General features: G+C 41.7%; 12 protein-coding genes and 1 other annotated feature. Of the genes, 4 read left to right on the forward strand and 8 right to left on the reverse strand.

From position 1 onward, the window contains the following. The first annotated feature begins 157 nt into the window (after window positions 1-157). Window positions 158-346, forward strand: a complete 189-nt coding sequence (locus tag AC59HZ_RS21050) for a hypothetical protein (protein WP_496547741.1) — start codon at window positions 158-160, stop codon at window positions 344-346. A 161-nt stretch (window positions 347-507) separates the two neighbouring features. Beyond that, window positions 508-2,913: a bifunctional diguanylate cyclase/phosphodiesterase gene (locus AC59HZ_RS21055; protein ID WP_496547742.1), complete on the forward strand. Its 2,406-nt coding sequence runs from the start codon at window positions 508-510 to the stop codon at window positions 2,911-2,913. A 623-nt stretch (window positions 2,914-3,536) separates the two neighbouring features. Here AC59HZ_RS21055 and thrB read toward each other — a convergent pair. From thrB to AC59HZ_RS21070, 3 genes are read right to left on the reverse strand one after another with little or no spacing between them, the layout of a single operon-like run. Beyond that, window positions 3,537-4,454 (reverse strand): homoserine kinase, encoded by a 918-nt coding sequence (gene thrB, locus AC59HZ_RS21060; RefSeq protein ID WP_496547743.1) that lies wholly within the window; start codon window positions 4,452-4,454, stop codon window positions 3,537-3,539. Then, a complete protein-coding gene (thrC, locus tag AC59HZ_RS21065) occupies window positions 4,441-5,511 on the reverse strand; it encodes a threonine synthase (RefSeq protein WP_496547744.1) in 1,071 nt (356 codons plus the stop codon). The genes thrB and thrC overlap by 14 nt, the downstream gene beginning before the upstream one ends. After that, the gene (locus AC59HZ_RS21070) at window positions 5,508-6,803 is read right to left on the reverse strand and encodes a homoserine dehydrogenase (protein WP_496547745.1); all 1,296 of its coding nucleotides are present in this window, start codon (window positions 6,801-6,803) and stop codon (window positions 5,508-5,510) included. Before AC59HZ_RS21070 ends, thrC begins: the two co-directional genes overlap by 4 nt. A gap of 279 nt (window positions 6,804-7,082) precedes the next feature. Continuing rightward, window positions 7,083-7,296: a binding site (T-box leader), on the forward strand. A gap of 66 nt (window positions 7,297-7,362) precedes the next feature. Between AC59HZ_RS21070 and serA the strand changes: the two genes are divergently transcribed. Beyond that, window positions 7,363-9,006: a phosphoglycerate dehydrogenase gene (gene serA / locus AC59HZ_RS21075; protein ID WP_496547746.1), complete on the forward strand. Its 1,644-nt coding sequence runs from the start codon at window positions 7,363-7,365 to the stop codon at window positions 9,004-9,006. Between the two features lie 155 nt (window positions 9,007-9,161). On the opposite strand, the gene AC59HZ_RS21080 is transcribed toward serA, so the two are convergent. Then, on the reverse strand, window positions 9,162-10,289 hold the full coding sequence (locus tag AC59HZ_RS21080) for an HAD family hydrolase (RefSeq protein ID WP_496547747.1): 1,128 nt from the start codon (window positions 10,287-10,289) through the stop codon (window positions 9,162-9,164). 172 nt (window positions 10,290-10,461) lie between these two features. Here AC59HZ_RS21080 and AC59HZ_RS21085 point away from each other — a divergent pair, with 172 nt between their 5' ends. Beyond that, on the forward strand, window positions 10,462-10,905 hold the full coding sequence (locus AC59HZ_RS21085; protein ID WP_496547748.1) for a MarR family winged helix-turn-helix transcriptional regulator: 444 nt from the start codon (window positions 10,462-10,464) through the stop codon (window positions 10,903-10,905). A gap of 179 nt (window positions 10,906-11,084) precedes the next feature. Here AC59HZ_RS21085 and AC59HZ_RS21090 read toward each other — a convergent pair whose 3' ends face one another. From AC59HZ_RS21090 to AC59HZ_RS21105, 4 genes are read right to left on the reverse strand one after another with little or no spacing between them, the layout of a single operon-like run. Continuing rightward, window positions 11,085-12,506 carry an NAD-dependent succinate-semialdehyde dehydrogenase gene (locus tag AC59HZ_RS21090; protein WP_496547988.1) on the reverse strand — a complete coding sequence of 474 codons (1,422 nt, stop codon included), beginning with the start codon at window positions 12,504-12,506 and terminating at the stop codon, window positions 11,085-11,087. Window positions 12,507-12,543: 37 nt separating this feature from the next. Further along, complete coding sequence (gene gabT, locus AC59HZ_RS21095; RefSeq protein WP_496547749.1) at window positions 12,544-13,914, reverse strand: 4-aminobutyrate--2-oxoglutarate transaminase; 1,371 nt, start codon at window positions 13,912-13,914, stop codon at window positions 12,544-12,546. A 45-nt stretch (window positions 13,915-13,959) separates the two neighbouring features. Next, window positions 13,960-15,333 (reverse strand): putrescine aminotransferase, encoded by a 1,374-nt coding sequence (locus AC59HZ_RS21100; protein ID WP_496547750.1) that lies wholly within the window; start codon window positions 15,331-15,333, stop codon window positions 13,960-13,962. Window positions 15,334-15,383: 50 nt separating this feature from the next. Continuing rightward, window positions 15,384-16,856 (reverse strand): aldehyde dehydrogenase family protein, encoded by a 1,473-nt coding sequence (locus AC59HZ_RS21105; RefSeq protein ID WP_496547989.1) that lies wholly within the window; start codon window positions 16,854-16,856, stop codon window positions 15,384-15,386. Window positions 16,857-16,867: the final 11 nt, after the last annotated feature.

Consider the following 16,867-nt stretch of genomic DNA (forward strand, 5'->3'; position numbering starts at 1 on the left):
TATAACTTTATTTTAACAAAAAAACGCCCTAACGGGCGTTTCTTCTAAAAAATGTAAGTGTTTTGCAGTGCCCTCAAAGACGGGGGTTTTTTATGTAATAAAACTCTTTCTCCCTGAAAAAACTAAGCTATCAAAATTTTTTAAGGAGAAGATTGTTATGTCTGAAAAATGTTTTTATTGCACCGAGGAAATTGAGGAAAAACATCTCCATCTTGTATCGTTTTTTCGGCAGATTCGGAAAGAGATGAAGCACTTTGTGATGAATGCTATCAAGAATGGCTGCACGGGTTTAAGGGCTAGACTCCTCTTAACAGGATCCAAACCGCTATTTGCTCATCTATTTTAGATGAGCAATTAATTTATGGGAGTGTTGCGTCATTGTCTATCAAGAAAAAACTTCCACTTATTTTTTGCCTTTTAGTTTTTTTAATTTTGCTAACTAATAATGCTTTCCATTTTTTTCGCTCCAAAAATCAATTACTTGATTATAACGAGCGGGAGATTTCGATGATTACAAAAGAAGTTTCCTTTCAGGTGAAAAATACAAAAAAAGGTTCTTTATATGTAGAGGACATCCTCGGAAGGGACTTGCGTATGGCCTCATTGGCCATAAAAGCGAAACTGCCGCCTAAGTATCAAGATATTACCAATGACCAGCTGACGAAATTGGCTAAAGATGTAGGTGTTTCCCATATAACTTTGTTAGCACAAACACCTGATGATATTATCGGGGTGCGTTCTTCGGATCCTGAAGAAATCGATATGTCCACAAAGGAATGGGGCTACTGGTATGACGCATTCCAGCAGCTTCTTTCGTTAGCCCCCGTAAAGGTTGAGAAAGGAATCACTTTACCGCATTATTGGTCAGGTCCGATTGAAATTGCTGATTCCAATCCAGAGCATATAGATAAATGGGGCTATTATTATGATGGGACGACAAATTATATAATTAATCCATTTTTACGTGACAATGAAGTATTAGAATACGAGAACCGCTTTGGTCCCCAAAGTATTATCAAAGATTTCACGAAGGAGCAAGGGATATTAGAGCTAATTGTCCTTAATCCAAAACACTTTGGAAAAAAGAAAGAAGTTGTTCATTCAAATGGCCAAAGCTACACCCGAATTTCCGCAGAACCCTATTGGTACGGGGACTACAAATATCCGAATATCAAAAAAGATTCGGATTATATCAAAAAAGCAATCAAAAACAAGGATGTCCAATCATACAAGGATCACATAAATGGCAAAAACATCATGAAAACGTTTGTACCTGCATTTAATGGGGATCCATTTGTTATCGAGCTCGTGTATGATTATGGGCTTATTCAAAAGGAACTCGCTCACGAACTGAAAGTACATATTCTTCTTTCCATTGCCATTATGATTATCGTTTTAATTATTAGCTTTATTTTTTCACGTTCGATCACACAGCCAATTGGCTATATTGTCGAGCAGGTCAATGAAATTGCACAAGGAAACTTTGGCAAGCACCTGCACTTAAATCGAAAAGATGAATTAGGTCTTCTCACTGAAAATGTCAATGCCTTATCAAACCATTTGCGCAGCTATGTAGATGATTTAAAACGAAGTAAGGAGCTTATCGAATTCCAGGCCTATCATGACCCTTTAACTGGTTTGCTCAACAGGAGATATTTTCAAGAAAAAATCAAACATATTATTGATACAAATGATACAAGCAGAACTTTATCAGTTTTGTTTATCGATATGGATCGGTTTAAACAAGTAAATGATTCATTTGGTCATAATAAAGGTGATGAATTACTAAAAAATGTCGCTGACCGAATTAAGCAATGCTTGCCTGATGAAGTCAGGAACATTATTACTCGTCAAGGCGGCGATGAATTTATTATTTTATTAGTCAATTATGATTTACAAGAAACAAAAGCAGCAGCCGAAAGAGTCATTTCGAATTTAAAAAAATCATATTCTATAGATGGCAACGAGATCTACCTAGGTGCCAGTTGTGGAATTAGTTTATACCCAGAACAAACAGAAAACTTTGACACCCTCGTAATTTATGCAGACATGGCTATGTATTCCGCTAAAAAGATGGGGGGCAACCGCTTAACGGTTTACTCTGAGCAATTAATGAAATCCAATATCGGAAGGCCGCGTCTTGAAGCCCGCTTAAGAAAAGCGATTGAAAATGAAAAAATGGAAGTTTATTATCAACCCAAGATAAATGCTGAATCTGATACGCTTTTTGGTGCAGAGGCACTACTCAGGTGGACGGATGAAGAATTAGGATTTGTGTCTCCAGAATTATTTATCCCGATTGCTGAGGAAACAGGGCTTATCCAGCCCTTATGGGAATTAGTGATGAAAAAGGCCTGCGGACAAATGAGTCAATGGAACAGGAATCGTTCCATCCCTTTATCGATATCGGTAAATTTTTCAGCCCGCCAATTCCAGGAACCGACCAGTATGGTCAAGCAAGTGAAAGAAATATTAAATAAAACGAAATTAGATCCGCAAAATTTTGAGATTGAGATAACTGAAAGTATTCTCCTCAATAATTCTTCGGACATCGTTGAATCGCTCCACTTCCTTCAGGATGCTGGAATATCTATTTCTATCGATGATTTTGGAACAGGGTATTCTTCTTTAAATTACTTGAGGAATTTACCAATCAATACTTTGAAAATTGATAAATCCTTCATACAGGACATCAAGGAGGATTGGGGGAATTCAGAAATATCTGAAGCGGTTATCAACCTTGCCCGCAGTCTTCATTTAAATGTAATTGCCGAGGGAGTAGAACAAGAGTATCAAAAGGAATTTTTACTATCGAAAAATTGTGTGCAAATGCAGGGGTATTTATTTAGTAAACCATTAAGAAAAGAGGAATTTGAGCAATTTCTTGATAGTAAGGAAAAAGGGCAGCGCTAATGGCTGCCCTTCAAAATTATTAAAGAATATGAATGAAATAAAAGGCTACCTAAAGTTTTTCGACAGCCACAAGTCTGTTGATTTGCGCTCCAGGCGCTTCGCTTTCCGCGGGCGTGCCGGGGAGTCTCCTCGTCGCTTCGCTCCTGCGGGGTCTCCCCTGCCCCGTACTCCCGCAGGAGTCTTCGCGCCTTCAGCTCCAATCAACAGAGTGTTTTTAATTGGACAAATGTTTTATAAATTTATTAAAGGAAAGAATTGAGTGCAGCTTTGCAGACTTAAAGAACTGTTCGAGCTTCGCTACTATCATATAGAAGATAAAGTGTGGAAGCGAACGCATTTAGCCTAGATGGAAAATGTGTGTTGCTATAACTTTGGTTGATCTACCTCCCTGTTGATTGGAGCGGTGGGCACCGACTCCTGCGGGTATAGAGGTCACTGAAGACCCCGCAGGCGCTTTCATCGCCGAGGAGGCTCCAGGACCTCCCCGCGGAAAGCGAGTGCCCGGAGCGGAAATCAACAGGCCAGTAGCAGAGACATTCAATTTATAAAAAAATTGCCGAGAAAAAACCCTTTCTCGACAATCTGAAGGGCAGCGCTAATGGCTGCCCTTCTTTTTCAATAAGTTATCTGACAAACTTTTCAACTTCTTTAATAATGCTTCCGTCATTATCGACTTTTAAATGCTTTACTGTCATTTCTGTAAATTCACTTTGTAAAACTTGGGACAGCAGTTTGCCTTGTCCTTTTTCAGTAAAGCATATGACAGTCGGACCGGCGCCGCTTAATGCTACCCCAAAAGCCCCATTGGATTTTGCCACTTGTTCAACCTCTTCATAAAAGGAGATTAGCGGTTTACGATATGGCTGGTGGAAGAGATCCTGCTCCATCATTTTTCCCGCTACTTCCCATTTTTGACTTAAAAGTGCTGCGACTAATAGATTTGCCGTCGATGAGGCTTGGATTGCTTCCTGCTGGGAAAAAACTTCTGGAAGAACATCACGTGCGTCCTTTGTCAGTAAGGTTTCTTGCGGAATTGCCACTACCACTTCAAACGATAAATTTGCAAAGTTTAGGATGTCGACCTCATTTTTTTGATAGCAGCCAATGACAAGTCCGCCATAAATGGATGCACCAACATTATCCGGATGCCCTTCCATTTCTGTAGCAATGAGGAGCTTTTCCTGTTTCGTTAAACCTAATTCCCCAATACGGTCGGCAAGTTCAATTCCGGCAATGATAGCTGATGCGCTTGACCCTAATCCTCGTGCTAACGGAATCTCACTTTCGATTTTAACCTTACATGGTGATAATATTTTCCCATATTTCTCAGCGGTTTTAATAGCTACTTGGCCGATAAAATGCTGTTCATCATTCGGAAGCTCCTTCAGTTCATCTGATGTGGAATAGAATTCCCAGCGACTGCTTCCTTCAACTTCTAATGTTAAATATAAGTCGAGCGCCAGGCCAATAGAATCAAAGCCCGGCCCAAGATTGGCAGTGCTTGCCGGAACTTCGATAATAAATCGATTATTTTGAGGCATTCAGGACAACCCCTCGAATATGTTCCGTAACGGCTTTTTCATCATTTGGAAGCTGCACTGGCTTAATGAGACTAGTTTTGATGGCAGTGTCAGGATCCTTCAAGCCGTTTCCTGTCACGACCGCGACAATTTTTGTTCCTCCCGCGATTTTTCCTTTTTGGATGCTTTTATACACTCCAGCAAGAGAAGCAGCTGAAGCTGGTTCAACAAAAACACCTTCAGAAGATGCCAATTTTTTATAAGCCGCTAAAATTTCTTCATCACTAACTTCATCAAAAAGTCCGTCTGATTCCTGAACAGCAGAAACGGCTAAATCCCAGCTTGCCGGATTTCCAATCCTAATCGCGGTAGCAATTGTTTCTGGATTTTCAAACACGCGATTGTGAACGAGAGCAGCTGCACCTGCCGCTTCAAAACCAAACATACGTGGCAGACCAGTGCCCTTCTTATCGGCAAATTCCTTAAATCCTTTCCAATAAGCACTAATATTACCGGCATTCCCAACTGGAATTGCTAAAATATCTGGTGCAAAGCCCAGCTGATCGCAAACCTCAAAGGCTGCTGTCTTTTGTCCTTCTAGCCGAAAAGGATTGACGGAATTAACGAGCGTTATTGGTTCTTCTTCACTAATGTTACGGACCATTTGCAGAGCTTGGTCGAAATTCCCCTCTATTGAGATAATCTCTGCACCATACATCATGGCTTGGGCCAGCTTGCCCATCGCAATTTTCCCTTCTGGAATGACAATGATGCATTTTAAGCCTGCGCGGGCTGCATAGGCTGCAGCAGCGGCAGATGTATTGCCTGTTGATGCGCAAATAATCGTTTTGCTTCCTTCCTCCACTGCTTTAGCAACAGCCATAACCATTCCACGATCCTTAAAGGACCCTGTAGGGTTTGCCCCTTCTACTTTTACATAAAGCTCTATATCCCATTCCTTGGAAAGACGTTCAAGCTTGACTAACGGCGTATTTCCCTCATGTAAAGTTAATTTAGGAGTTTCATTATTAATTGGTAAATATTCTTTATATGCTTCTAATAATCCTGGCCATCTCATAACGATTTTCGCACCACCCTATATGCACTTTTTACTTCTTTCAACGCTTGGATATCATATAATTCTTGTAAAATTTTATCATAATTTGTTAATGATGCATGGTGTGTCACTAGAACTATTTCTGATGTTTCATTTTTCTTAATTGGCAGCTGGAGTATTTTTTCGAAGCTGACTCCATGTTTGGCAAACACAGAGGTAATATCGGCAAACACACCAACCTCATCTTGTACATGAATGCGTAAGAAATATTTAGAATACTTTTCGCCATCATCCTTTAAGAGTTTAGCGTATTGCGGAGTCACAGCGCTTTTCCCATTTACTCCAATCCTCAGGTTTTTAATGACGCCGACTAGGTCTGAGACAACTGCTGTTGCAGTCGGCAGACTTCCTGCTCCTGGACCATAAAACATCGTTTCACCAACTGCTTCCCCATAAACATACACAGCATTGTATTCGTTTTGTACAGAGGCAAGCGGATGATTATTAGACAAGAAGGTTGGGGCTACACTGACCTCTACTTTTTCACCCTCCCGATGGGCGTAGCCTATCAGCTTCATTGTGTAGCCTAATTGTTGTCCATAACGTAAATCTTCTTCAGTAATGTTTGAAATCCCGCTTACTTTAACATCTTCTAAATCAATATGCATCGAAAAACCAAGTGTAGCAAGGATGGTCATTTTGCGGGCAGCATCTAGTCCTTCCACATCAGAGGTTGGATCCGCTTCGGCAAATCCAAGAGCTTGTGCTTCTTTTAGGACCTCTTCATATGACCTTCCTTCAGTGCTCATTTTGGTTAATATATAATTGGTAGTTCCATTAACAATTCCCATCATTTGAGTAATACGATCTGAGGCAAGCCCATCAACTAACCCTCTTAAAATTGGAATGCCGCCGGCAACGCTTGCTTCGTAAAATAAATCACATCCATGTTCAGATGCCACTGTTAATAACTCTGATCCATGTAAAGCCATCAAATCTTTATTAGCCGTCACCACATGCTTTCCTTGACGGAGCGCACTAATGAGATGATCTTTTGTATCCTGCACACCGCCCATTACCTCGATGACCACATCAATTTCATCATCATTAAGGATATCGGCAGCATTTGAAGTTAAAAGACTTACGTCCACTTCTACGGATCTCGCTTTATGTACGTCTTGTACGAGGATTTTTTTAATGACAACCGGACAACCCACCTGATGCATTAATTTATCTTGATGATTTTTTATGATTTGCACAACTCCACAACCCACGGTGCCTAAGCCTAATAATCCAATCGATATTGCTTTCATGATTTCCCCTCCAGTTCGTGTCCTTATGTCGCGTACAAATGTATTTGTATTGTAGACATTATATGACTCTCTTTATTTTTTTACAATAGATTTGTTTTCACTATTTCGCAGTGTAATCGCTTACTACTGCGCCATTACTGAATTTCTTTTTTTCAGTAAAATTTTTCATCAAATAAAACTGAATTTTTTCTACTTAATCCCTTTACAATTCTGAATGGATGGTTGTAGAATAATCCCTATATTCAATTTAAATTTTGAAATTTCTCTTAATTCTAAATATAACATGTGATGATGAAGACGGCATTAAGAAATGGCTTCAGAGAGCCGGTGGCTGCTGCGAACCGGTGCTTTTTTCTTAAATAGCCCAGCCCTTCTGAACTGGCTGCTGAACGTATAAGTAGGCTAGCCCGGTTAAAACCGTTACATTTTTTTCGAGGCTGCGGCTATTTTTGCAGCAAAAGAGGGTGGCACCACGTTCCTTCACGTCCCTCATAACACGACCACTATGTCTTGTTATGAGGGACTTTTTGTTTAATTTAAAATTGAAAGGATGGTTTCGATGTTTAAAGTTCTAGTTACGGATGGTATCAGCAACACAGGTTTAAAGAGTTTAATAGAGCATCCTCATTTTGTAGTAGAAAGGCAGCCGACCCTTCCAACGGCGGAATTAAAAAAGATTATTGGTGACTATGATGCTTTGATTGTGAGAAGTCAAACAAAGGTAACCGAAGAACTGCTTCAGGCAGCTGACCGGCTTAGAGTTATTGCCAGAGCCGGGGTTGGTGTCGATAACATTGATGTTAATGCGGCAACACGTAAAGGGATTATCGTTATTAACGCTCCAGGTGCAAATACGATGGCTGCCACTGAGCATACATTGGCGATGATGCTGTCATTAGCGCGAAAAATTCCACAGGCCCATCAAAAAACCGCAGGAGGCGAATGGGACCGTAACTCCTTTAAAGGGGTGGAATTGTACAAAAAAACCCTTGGTGTTATCGGCATGGGTAAAATCGGGACAGAGGTGGCCAAGCGTGCCAAAGCCTTCGGCATGAATATTTTGGGATTTGACCCCTATTTAACGGAGGACCGAGCGAAAAAACTGGGAATCACGAAAGCAAGCCTTGATTTAATTGCTGAGGAATCTGATTTTATTACCATCCATACACCGCTGACCAATGATACAAGAGGAATTATAAATGATGACTATTTACGGAAAACGAAAAAAGGCGTCCGTTTTGTTAACTGTGCCCGCGGCGGTATTATTGACGAAAAAGCATTAGTCCGCGCGATTGTGGCAGGTCATGTAGCCGGAGCTGCACTGGATGTATTTGAAAAAGAACCAGTAGCTGACCCAGATCTGCTTCAAAATCCAAATATCATTGTCACACCGCATCTGGGCGCATCTACTGTCGAGGCACAGGAAAAAGTTGCCGAAGAAGTCAGCGCCGAAATTATCGAGATTTTTGAAACTCAATCAATTAAAAATGCTGTTAATATGCCGCAAATGTCAGGTGAAACACAGGCAAAGCTTCAGCCATATTTATTGCTTGGCGATCAAATGGGCCAGCTAGTTATTCAGCTATCGAAAAAGCAGGCACCTACTAAAATCGAAATTAATTATTACGGCGATTTAATTGATGAAGATACGGAATTATTGACACGGACCTTGTTGAAGGGTGTACTATCCTATCATTTAAGTGATTCTGTTAATCTGATCAATGCTCTTCATCTATTAAAAGAGCAGGGTGTTTCTTATAATGTGCAGAAAAATGCTACTAATAAAGGGTTTGCTAACTTCATGGAACTAACTGTTACCAATGGATTTGAAACCGCCAAAATTGGCGCAACCGTGTTAAACGGTTATGGTGCTCGGATTTTAAAAATTAATGAATATCGGATTGACGTAAAACCAGAAAAATATCTGCTTTATATCAAGCACCGCGACGTACCAGGAATGATAGGCAAGGTTGGTTCTCTATTAGGCGATTACCAAATTAATATTGGTACGATGCAGGTTGGCAGAACGACTGTCGGCGGAGAAGCAATCATGGTATTAACCTTGGATAAAGCTTTAAAGGCGAATGTTCTAGGTGAATTAACGCAAATTGATGGACTTGAGGAAGCACAATTACTAGAATTGACTAATGTAGAAACGTTTGAACCTGGCAGGATTGAACCGGAGAAGGTTGAAAGTATTTAATGGAAAGAGGGATTGCGCTGTGTGGCAATCCCTCTTTTTCCTGTTCTTTGGATTTTTTTGATTCGTTGATAAAATGGCCGGATTCGCTGATAAAATTTGATTCGCAAATAAAAAGCATTTGTCCGCAAATAACAATCGAGAATCAGGTTATTTTTTTATAGAATACTTCTCAAATCAAGCACGGAATCCAAAATATAATCCGCTTTATGCTTCTCAAACTCACTTTTAGCATCTTTTCCAGACAGTCCAGTTAAAACCGCTGCAAATTGACAGCCCATTTGTCTTGCAGCCAGAAGGTCAGCTAAAGAATCACCCACAATAAGAACCGTTTCTCCATTTTCAATCGGCAATGGAAGGCTTAAACATTCTTCAACTGTTAACTCCTTACGATAGAGACCAAAAACATATGTATACGGATGCGGCTTTGATAAGGCTTTCCGTTCTGTAAGCTGTTTTTCAGCCTTTAGGACATCATTTTCTGTTACTATTCTATTCCTCTCAAAATGCTGAAGCCATTTTAGATGCTGGAAAGGCTGGATGGTTTCAAGCTCAGGCCTACCTGTGCCAATGCCGATTTCATAACCATTAGCGCTAAGGAATCCGAAGAGTTCAGCAATTTCTTCTTGAGGGGCTAATGTGGATTCATTTGCCAAGTAACCTTTTTTACCTGTTTGCACGGATGGCCTGCCTGTAGATTCAAGAACATTTTCATCACCAACATACCATTCCTGAGAAACATGCTCACAAATAGACCATAACTCATCTTTCCCTTTAAAAATTGATGTTTCCACCTCAAGCTTTTCTTTTGCGACAACATTTAAATATTCCATGAGCTCCTGCTTCGTCGCATTGGACTGTTCAAAATCCCCAACAAACAAATTAAAATCTACTTCAGCATTATAATTACTTAGCACCCTGCCGATCTCTAATAGTGTTTCTCGATTGATTGGTGCCTGACACCATTGACTGATTTTTTCGTATTCTGTGTCCTTAATTTGCGACATTAAGTGGATTAATTGATAGCTGAATGTTAAATAAATCATATCCCAGTTAGAGTTTAATCCGCGTGATTTCATAAACTTAAGGACGTTGTCGTGATCAAACACGCGCTCTCTTATTTCCTTAACCTCGTTCTCATCATAATCCGTTTTTAATTTTTCAGGTGACAAGGCTAAGTAATTGCAGCTAATTAACATCTCCCAAACGGTTAGAGCCGATGCATCAAAATAATGCTCCTCACTCAAAAGTACTCCATCTACGTCAAATAAAATTGTTTTAATCAACTTCCCCACCCTCATTTCCAAGTATGCTTTTATACGCTATCGTAACACAGCGAACGAAATAATATAAAGTAATTTATCCAATTATACAGATATTAATAAAAGGATTGACTTTCCAAATAAATTTATGTAAATTAAATTGTGTGCAATCAAATAGACCAGGAGGCATTAACTTTTGAACTCTGATGATTTTTTAAAACTTGATAATCAGTTATGTTTTGCGATATACGCTTGTTCTAGAGAAATAACCCGGTTATACCGGCCAATATTAGATAAGCTTGAACTAACCTACCCGCAATTTTTGACTTTAACGGTTTTATGGGAGCATAAGCGACTAACCGTCAAGGAAATTGGCGAACTCCTTTATTTAGACAGCGGCACCTTGACACCTATGCTAAAACGAATGGAAGCGATGGGCCATTTAAGCCGCGTTCGGGCAAGTGATGATGAGCGCAAAGTATTTGTAGAGCTGACCGAAAAAGGCATTCAACTTAGAGAAAAAGCACTGGAACTGCCTGAAGAGTGTATTCCCCATTTTGGCCTAGGGAAAGGGGAATATAAAGACTTACTTTTTAAAATGAATCAATTAATCGAAAATCTGCAAAAAGTAACGAGATAGTTTGGAACCATATTGATACACAGCCAGAGGATCATGCGACGATTGATGCAATCTTAGCAGTATTAAATAAACATTAAAAAACAAGCCGTGCAGGAATCCCTCTGAACGGCTTGGTTTTTTATTGATTGTATTGACTTTATAAATTTGAGCATTTACCGCCTTCCCGTGAAAACAGGCATTTAGAAGTCTATACCAATCGAAATATATTTTACTTCTAAAAATTCTTCAATACCGAAATGTCCTCCTTCGCGGCCTAGACCGCTTTCTTTATAGCCGCCGAAAGGAACCTGAACGGCGGAAGGCAGCGCATCATTAAGTCCGATGATCCCATACTCCAGCTGCTCCGTTATTCTAAAGGAGCGGCTTAAATTTTCGGTATACACATAGGCTGCTAATCCGTAACAAGAATTGTTGGCCCGTTCAATGACTTCCTCTTCTGTTTTGAAAGTAGAGATTGGTGCCAGCGGACCAAAAATCTCATCCTTCATACATTCCATCTCGTCATTAATATCGGTTAATATTGTCGGAGCATAGAAATAGCCGGTCTCTTTCGCAGGTTTAAGCCCAGTATAGGTGACTTTCCCACCCTTTTTAAGGGCATCGTTTACCAAACTTTCTACTTTCTTATAAGCAGCTTTATCAATTAATGGGCCGATATCCGTTCCCTTTTCAAGTCCGTTGCCGACCTTAAGCTTTTCTAGTTCCGCCTGAAAAAGATTAATAAATTTGTCGGCTATTCCCTCTTGGACATAAACTCGGTTGGTACAAATACAGGTCTGACCAGCATTGCGGAATTTCGATTGAACAAGGCCGACTGCCGCTTTTTCCAGATTGGCATCCTCCATAACGATAAACGGGGCATTTCCGCCAAGCTCGAGAGACACTTTTTTAACATTTTCGGCTGCTCCCCGCATTAACATTTTTCCTACTTCAGTTGAGCCCGTAAAAGTTATCTTCGTTACACGCGGGTCCTTTAACCACACATCCCCAATTTCCGAGGATCTGCCTGTAATGATATTAATGACTCCATTAGGGATGCCAGCCTCATGAGCAAGCTCCGCCATTTTGAGGGCAGTAAGCGGGGTTTGAGTAGCCGGCTTTACTACGACTGTACAACCAGCTGCAAGCGCCGGACCTACCTTTCTTGTAATCATCGCAGCAGGGAAATTCCAGGGAGTAATCGCAGCTACGACACCCACAGGCTCTTTTCTGACAAGAATCCGTTTATTCGGATGGGATGCGGGAATGGTTTCCCCATAAATCCGTTTTCCCTCTTCTGCATACCAGGAGATAAACCCGTTGGCATACTGGACCTCTCCAAGAGCTTCCTTCAAGGGCTTCCCTTGTTCAATCGTCATGATTCTAGCAATCTCATCTTTATGTTTTTCAATTAAATAGAACCATTTCATTAACAGCTGATAGCGTTCATCGGCTGGTTTTTTCGCCCAAAGCTTGAAGGCCTTATGGGCAGCATCAACGGCCTGTTTGGCTTCATAGGCACCCCCGGCTGGAACAGCCCCGACTACTTCCTTTGTAGCCGGGTTAATGATTTCGGTAAAAACCTCATAATCACTGCCAATCCAATCTCCATTTAAATACATTGGATAGATTTGATATTTTTGCTTAAGCGTATCCATTTCATTTCCCCCCAATCGATAAGGCAGGATCATTCAGATAAACTGCTTCCATCGTTTCCTCAAGTATTTGTAAGCCTTCTTCAAGCTGGTCATCTGTAATCGTTAAGGGCATAAGAATACGGATGACGTTTCCAAACAGTCCGGCGCTAAGCAACATCAAACCACGCTCTCCAGCTGCTTTGACTATTTTACCAACGGCCTCTTTATCAGGAGTTTTAGACTGCCGATCCTTTACAATTTCCATCGCGCACATCGCTCCCAAGCCGCGGACATCTCCAATACATTCGAATCGGCTGCCAAGAAGGGCCATCTTTTCAATCACACGGGCTCCCAGCTTATCTGCCCTAGCATTGAGGTTTTCACTATCAATAATATCCAAAACTGTTAGCGCAGCCCGGCAGCCAAGCGGACTGCCGGAGTAAGTCCCGCCGATTTCCCCTGCCTCAGCAGCAGCCATAATTTCAGCACGGCCAATAACACCGCTGATCGGAACACCGGCCCCCATTGATTTGGAGATGGTAATTAAATCCGGAACAACTTCAAAATGATCGATCGCAAAATATTTTCCAGTCCGGGCAAATCCCGTTTGAATTTCATCTGCTATAAATAAAATTCCATATTGAGTACAAATCTCTCTGACTCTTTTTACAAAAGCGGCATCAGGCACAATGAAGCCGCCCTCGCCTTGAACAGGCTCCATTACGATTGCAGCAATTGTTTCCGGGGCGACTTCAGCGAGAAGGAATTGTTCAAATTGCTCTATAATCATCTCCGTATATTGCTGTTCATTCACTCCATCAGGGCGTCGATATACATATGGATATGGCGCCTTATAGATCTCTGGGGCAAAGGGGCCAAAACCGAACTTGTAAGGCTTCACCTTGCTTGTCATCGTCATTGTCATTAAGGTTCTGCCATGGAAGCCCCTTGTAAAAGAAACAATCCCCTGACGCTTCGTATATCTTCGCGCAATCTTCACTGCATTTTCAACAGCTTCCGCACCACTGTTAAAGAAGGCAGCCTGCTTGTCAAAATTGCCTGGTGCAAGCTCGCAAAGTCTTTCGGCTAGATTGATATATGATTCATACATCATGACATTAAAGCCCGTATGAACATATTGGCTTGCCTGTTCCTGAAGCGCTCGCACCACTCTTGGGTGAGAATGTCCTACGTTAACCGTTCCAATTGCACCAGCAAAATCAATATAGCGATTACCGTCCACATCTTCGACTACGGCTCCTTGTGCTTTTTTAACAAAGGAATGGCAGTTATTGCTGATTCCTTTTGGGACAAACTTATTTCTACGCTCCAATATTTCCTTCGATTTCGGTCCTGGTATCTCTGTTTGGAGCTTGACGTATTTCTTTTCCAATTTCGTGCTCCCCCTTTTACCTATGCATACCTTTAAAAATAACCGTTACGCTTTGATCTGTGCTAAAACCTCTTTGAAGGTGCTGACAACCTTATCAACCTCTTCATAGCTAATTGTCAAAGCCGGTTCAATACGGATGGTCTTTGAATTGATAAGGGTTCCCGCCACTAGAATGCCGTGGTCAAACATTCCCTTTGAAACCTCATACCCGATTTCATCTTTATGGAATTCAATCCCAATCATTAAGCCTTGGCCTCGGATTTCCTGGACCTTGTCTTCATGTCCTTCTGCAGCTTCTTTCAGCTTATTAAGGAAATATTCCCCTACTACCCCTGCTCTTTCTGGCAGGTTTTCTTCTATTAAAATACCTATTGTTGCAATCGCCGCCGCACATGCTAATGGATTGCCTCCAAAAGTTGTTGTGTGCATGAACGGATTTGGGAACCAGCTTTTAAACACTTCTTCTTTTGCGACAATCGCTCCTGCCGGCATGACTCCGCCGCCAAAGGCTTTGGCCAAACAGATAATATCCGGAACAACATCATACAATTCAGCAGCAAACATTTTCCCGGTACGTCCCATGCCTGTTTGCACTTCGTCAAAAATTAACAGAGAACCGTATTGGTCACAAAGCTCACGAACTTGATTTAAGTAGTTTTCCGGCGGAAGAATAATTCCGCCCTCGCCTTGAATAGGTTCTAAAATAACCGCAGCGACGTCTTCTCCGACCGAAGCGCATACTTCAAACGTTTTTCTCATCATGTCGATATCCCCGAAAGGCACATGACGGAAGCCTGGAATTAATGGCAGAAATGGCTTACGGAACATTCCTTTCGCTGTTCCGGACAACGAACCTAGGCTTTTTCCATGGAAAGCACGAGTGGTGGAAATAAAGGTGGTCCGCTCGCTGTACATTTTTGCAAGTTTTAATGCAGCCTCCACACTTTCGGTTCCGCTGTTGGTAAAAAAGGCATATTTCAAATCACCTGGGGTGATATCTGCTAAAATTTTTGCCAGCATGGCGCGAAGCGGGTCTAGCAAGTCCTGGCTATGAAGGGCCTGGCGCTTTAGTTGATCGGTTACAGCTTTAACCACCTTTGGATTGCGGTGGCCAACATTGTAAATCCCGAAGCCGCCAAGACAATCAACGTATTCCTTCCCATTTACATCCTTAAAGCAGGCGCCATTATCGGACCATTCAACAGCGGCGAATTGACCGCCTTCCGTAACAGTTTTGCGATATTCCAGGAAACCAGGGTTTACGTGCTCACGGAAGCCATCGACTGTTTCTTTTGTGATCCATGCCGCCTCTTCCTTGTTGATTTGTTCTTTTTCTATTAAACTCAAAACCTTGTTAATATATTCAGTCACATTTTGTTTTTGCTCAGTCTTTGTCTCTCGTGTTAAATCGATACTCATGTTATCGCTCCTCATTATTAAAATAGTAAATACAACGGGCGCTTACGCTTTTAAGATGAAAACCAGCCTACTGGCTCAACTTGCAAATTGATATTTATCTGTTTAATCTCTTGGAATTCCTCAAGGCCAAATGTTCCTAGACTGCGGCCGATCCCGCTTTGTTTATAACCGCCCCACGGCGCTTCATTATAAGTAGGATGATAGGAGTTAATCCAGGTAATCCCGGCCCGAAGCTTTTTAATAACCCTAAGTGCCTTAGCACCATCACTGCTAAATACGGAACCGGCAAGCCCATAAACTGTACTATTCGCGAGCTTTACCGCTTCTTTTTCATTCTTAAACTTTTGAATAACCACTACAGGACCGAAAATTTCCTCCTGGACGATTCGCATATCTTGCTTGACATCTATAAAAACGGTAGGCTCAACGAAATATCCTTTTTCTAAGCCGTCACGGACGATTCGGCTGCCGCCGCAAGCGACCCTTGCACCTTCCTGCTTTCCAAGCTCAATGTAATGAAGAACCTTTTCCAAATGCTCCTGGCTGACAAGCGGGCCCATCTCAGTGGAAGGATCGTTGCCTGGACCTACTTGGATTTTCTTAGCCCTATCAACAAAACGTTCGACAAATTGCTCGTAAATACTTTCTTCAACCAGAATTCTGGATCCGGCGGAGCACACTTGACCGGCACCGGCATAAATTCCAAATAGCGCATAATCGACAGCGGTTTCAAAATCTGCATCAGCAAAAATAATATTCGGTGATTTTCCGCCTAACTCAAGCGATACCTTTTTCATCGTGTCGGCTGCTGTTTTCATAATATGTTTGCCTGTTTTCGTACCGCCGGTAAATGAAACCATATCCACTTCCGGATGGGAGGCAATTTCATTTCCTGCAACTGGACCAGCGCCCATCACCATATTAGCTACACCCTTTGGAAGACCCACCTCTTCAAAAATCTCGAATAATTTTTTAGGAGTCACAGGAGTTACTTCTGAAGGTTTGAAAACAATGGTATTGCCGGCAGCTAGAGCAGGGGCAATTTTCCAAACGCTCATTAAAAGCGGATAATTCCATGGAACAATCAGACCGCACACACCCACTGGTTCACGGACAACCATTGCCTGCATTGGGTCAGCTACATGATACGTATAACCATCTGGTTTTGTAATCAGGCCGGCATAATAACGGAAACAGGCAGCGGCATCGCCTACATCAAATCCTGCCTCTCTTAAGGGCTTACCGTTATCCATGGTTTCAAGTTGCGTAAGCTCATCTGCATACTCATCGATTTTGTCAGCTATTTTAAATAAATAGGAAGCTCGCTCCTGTGCGGATAGACCTGACCAGACACCTTCCTCGAATGCTCGGCGGGCAGCGTAAATGGCCGCGCGCGCATCAGCAACTGTTCCTTCAGGGGCATATGAAATTACCTCGCCATTGGCAGGATTAATAACTGGGCGTGTTTCTTGATTTTCAGCATCTTTCCATTCACCATCAATGAACATTTTTAGGTTAATCACTCGATTTTTTA

This window comes from Neobacillus sp. DZ-9 (assembly GCF_059587065.1).

Coding starts and splice junctions, on each gene's coding strand:
- AC59HZ_RS21050 (WP_496547741.1), top strand. CDS start 158: ATGTCTGAAAAATGTTTTTATTGCACCGAGGAAATTGAGGAAAAACAT.
- AC59HZ_RS21055 (WP_496547742.1), top strand. CDS start 508: ATGATTACAAAAGAAGTTTCCTTTCAGGTGAAAAATACAAAAAAAGGT.
- thrB (WP_496547743.1), bottom strand. CDS start 4,454: ATGCCTCAAAATAATCGATTTATTATCGAAGTTCCGGCAAGCACTGCC.
- thrC (WP_496547744.1), bottom strand. CDS start 5,511: ATGAGATGGCCAGGATTATTAGAAGCATATAAAGAATATTTACCAATT.
- AC59HZ_RS21070 (WP_496547745.1), bottom strand. CDS start 6,803: ATGAAAGCAATATCGATTGGATTATTAGGCTTAGGCACCGTGGGTTGT.
- serA (WP_496547746.1), top strand. CDS start 7,363: ATGTTTAAAGTTCTAGTTACGGATGGTATCAGCAACACAGGTTTAAAG.
- AC59HZ_RS21090 (WP_496547988.1), bottom strand. CDS start 12,506: ATGTATTTAAATGGAGATTGGATTGGCAGTGATTATGAGGTTTTTACC.
- AC59HZ_RS21100 (WP_496547750.1), bottom strand. CDS start 15,333: ATGAGTATCGATTTAACACGAGAGACAAAGACTGAGCAAAAACAAAAT.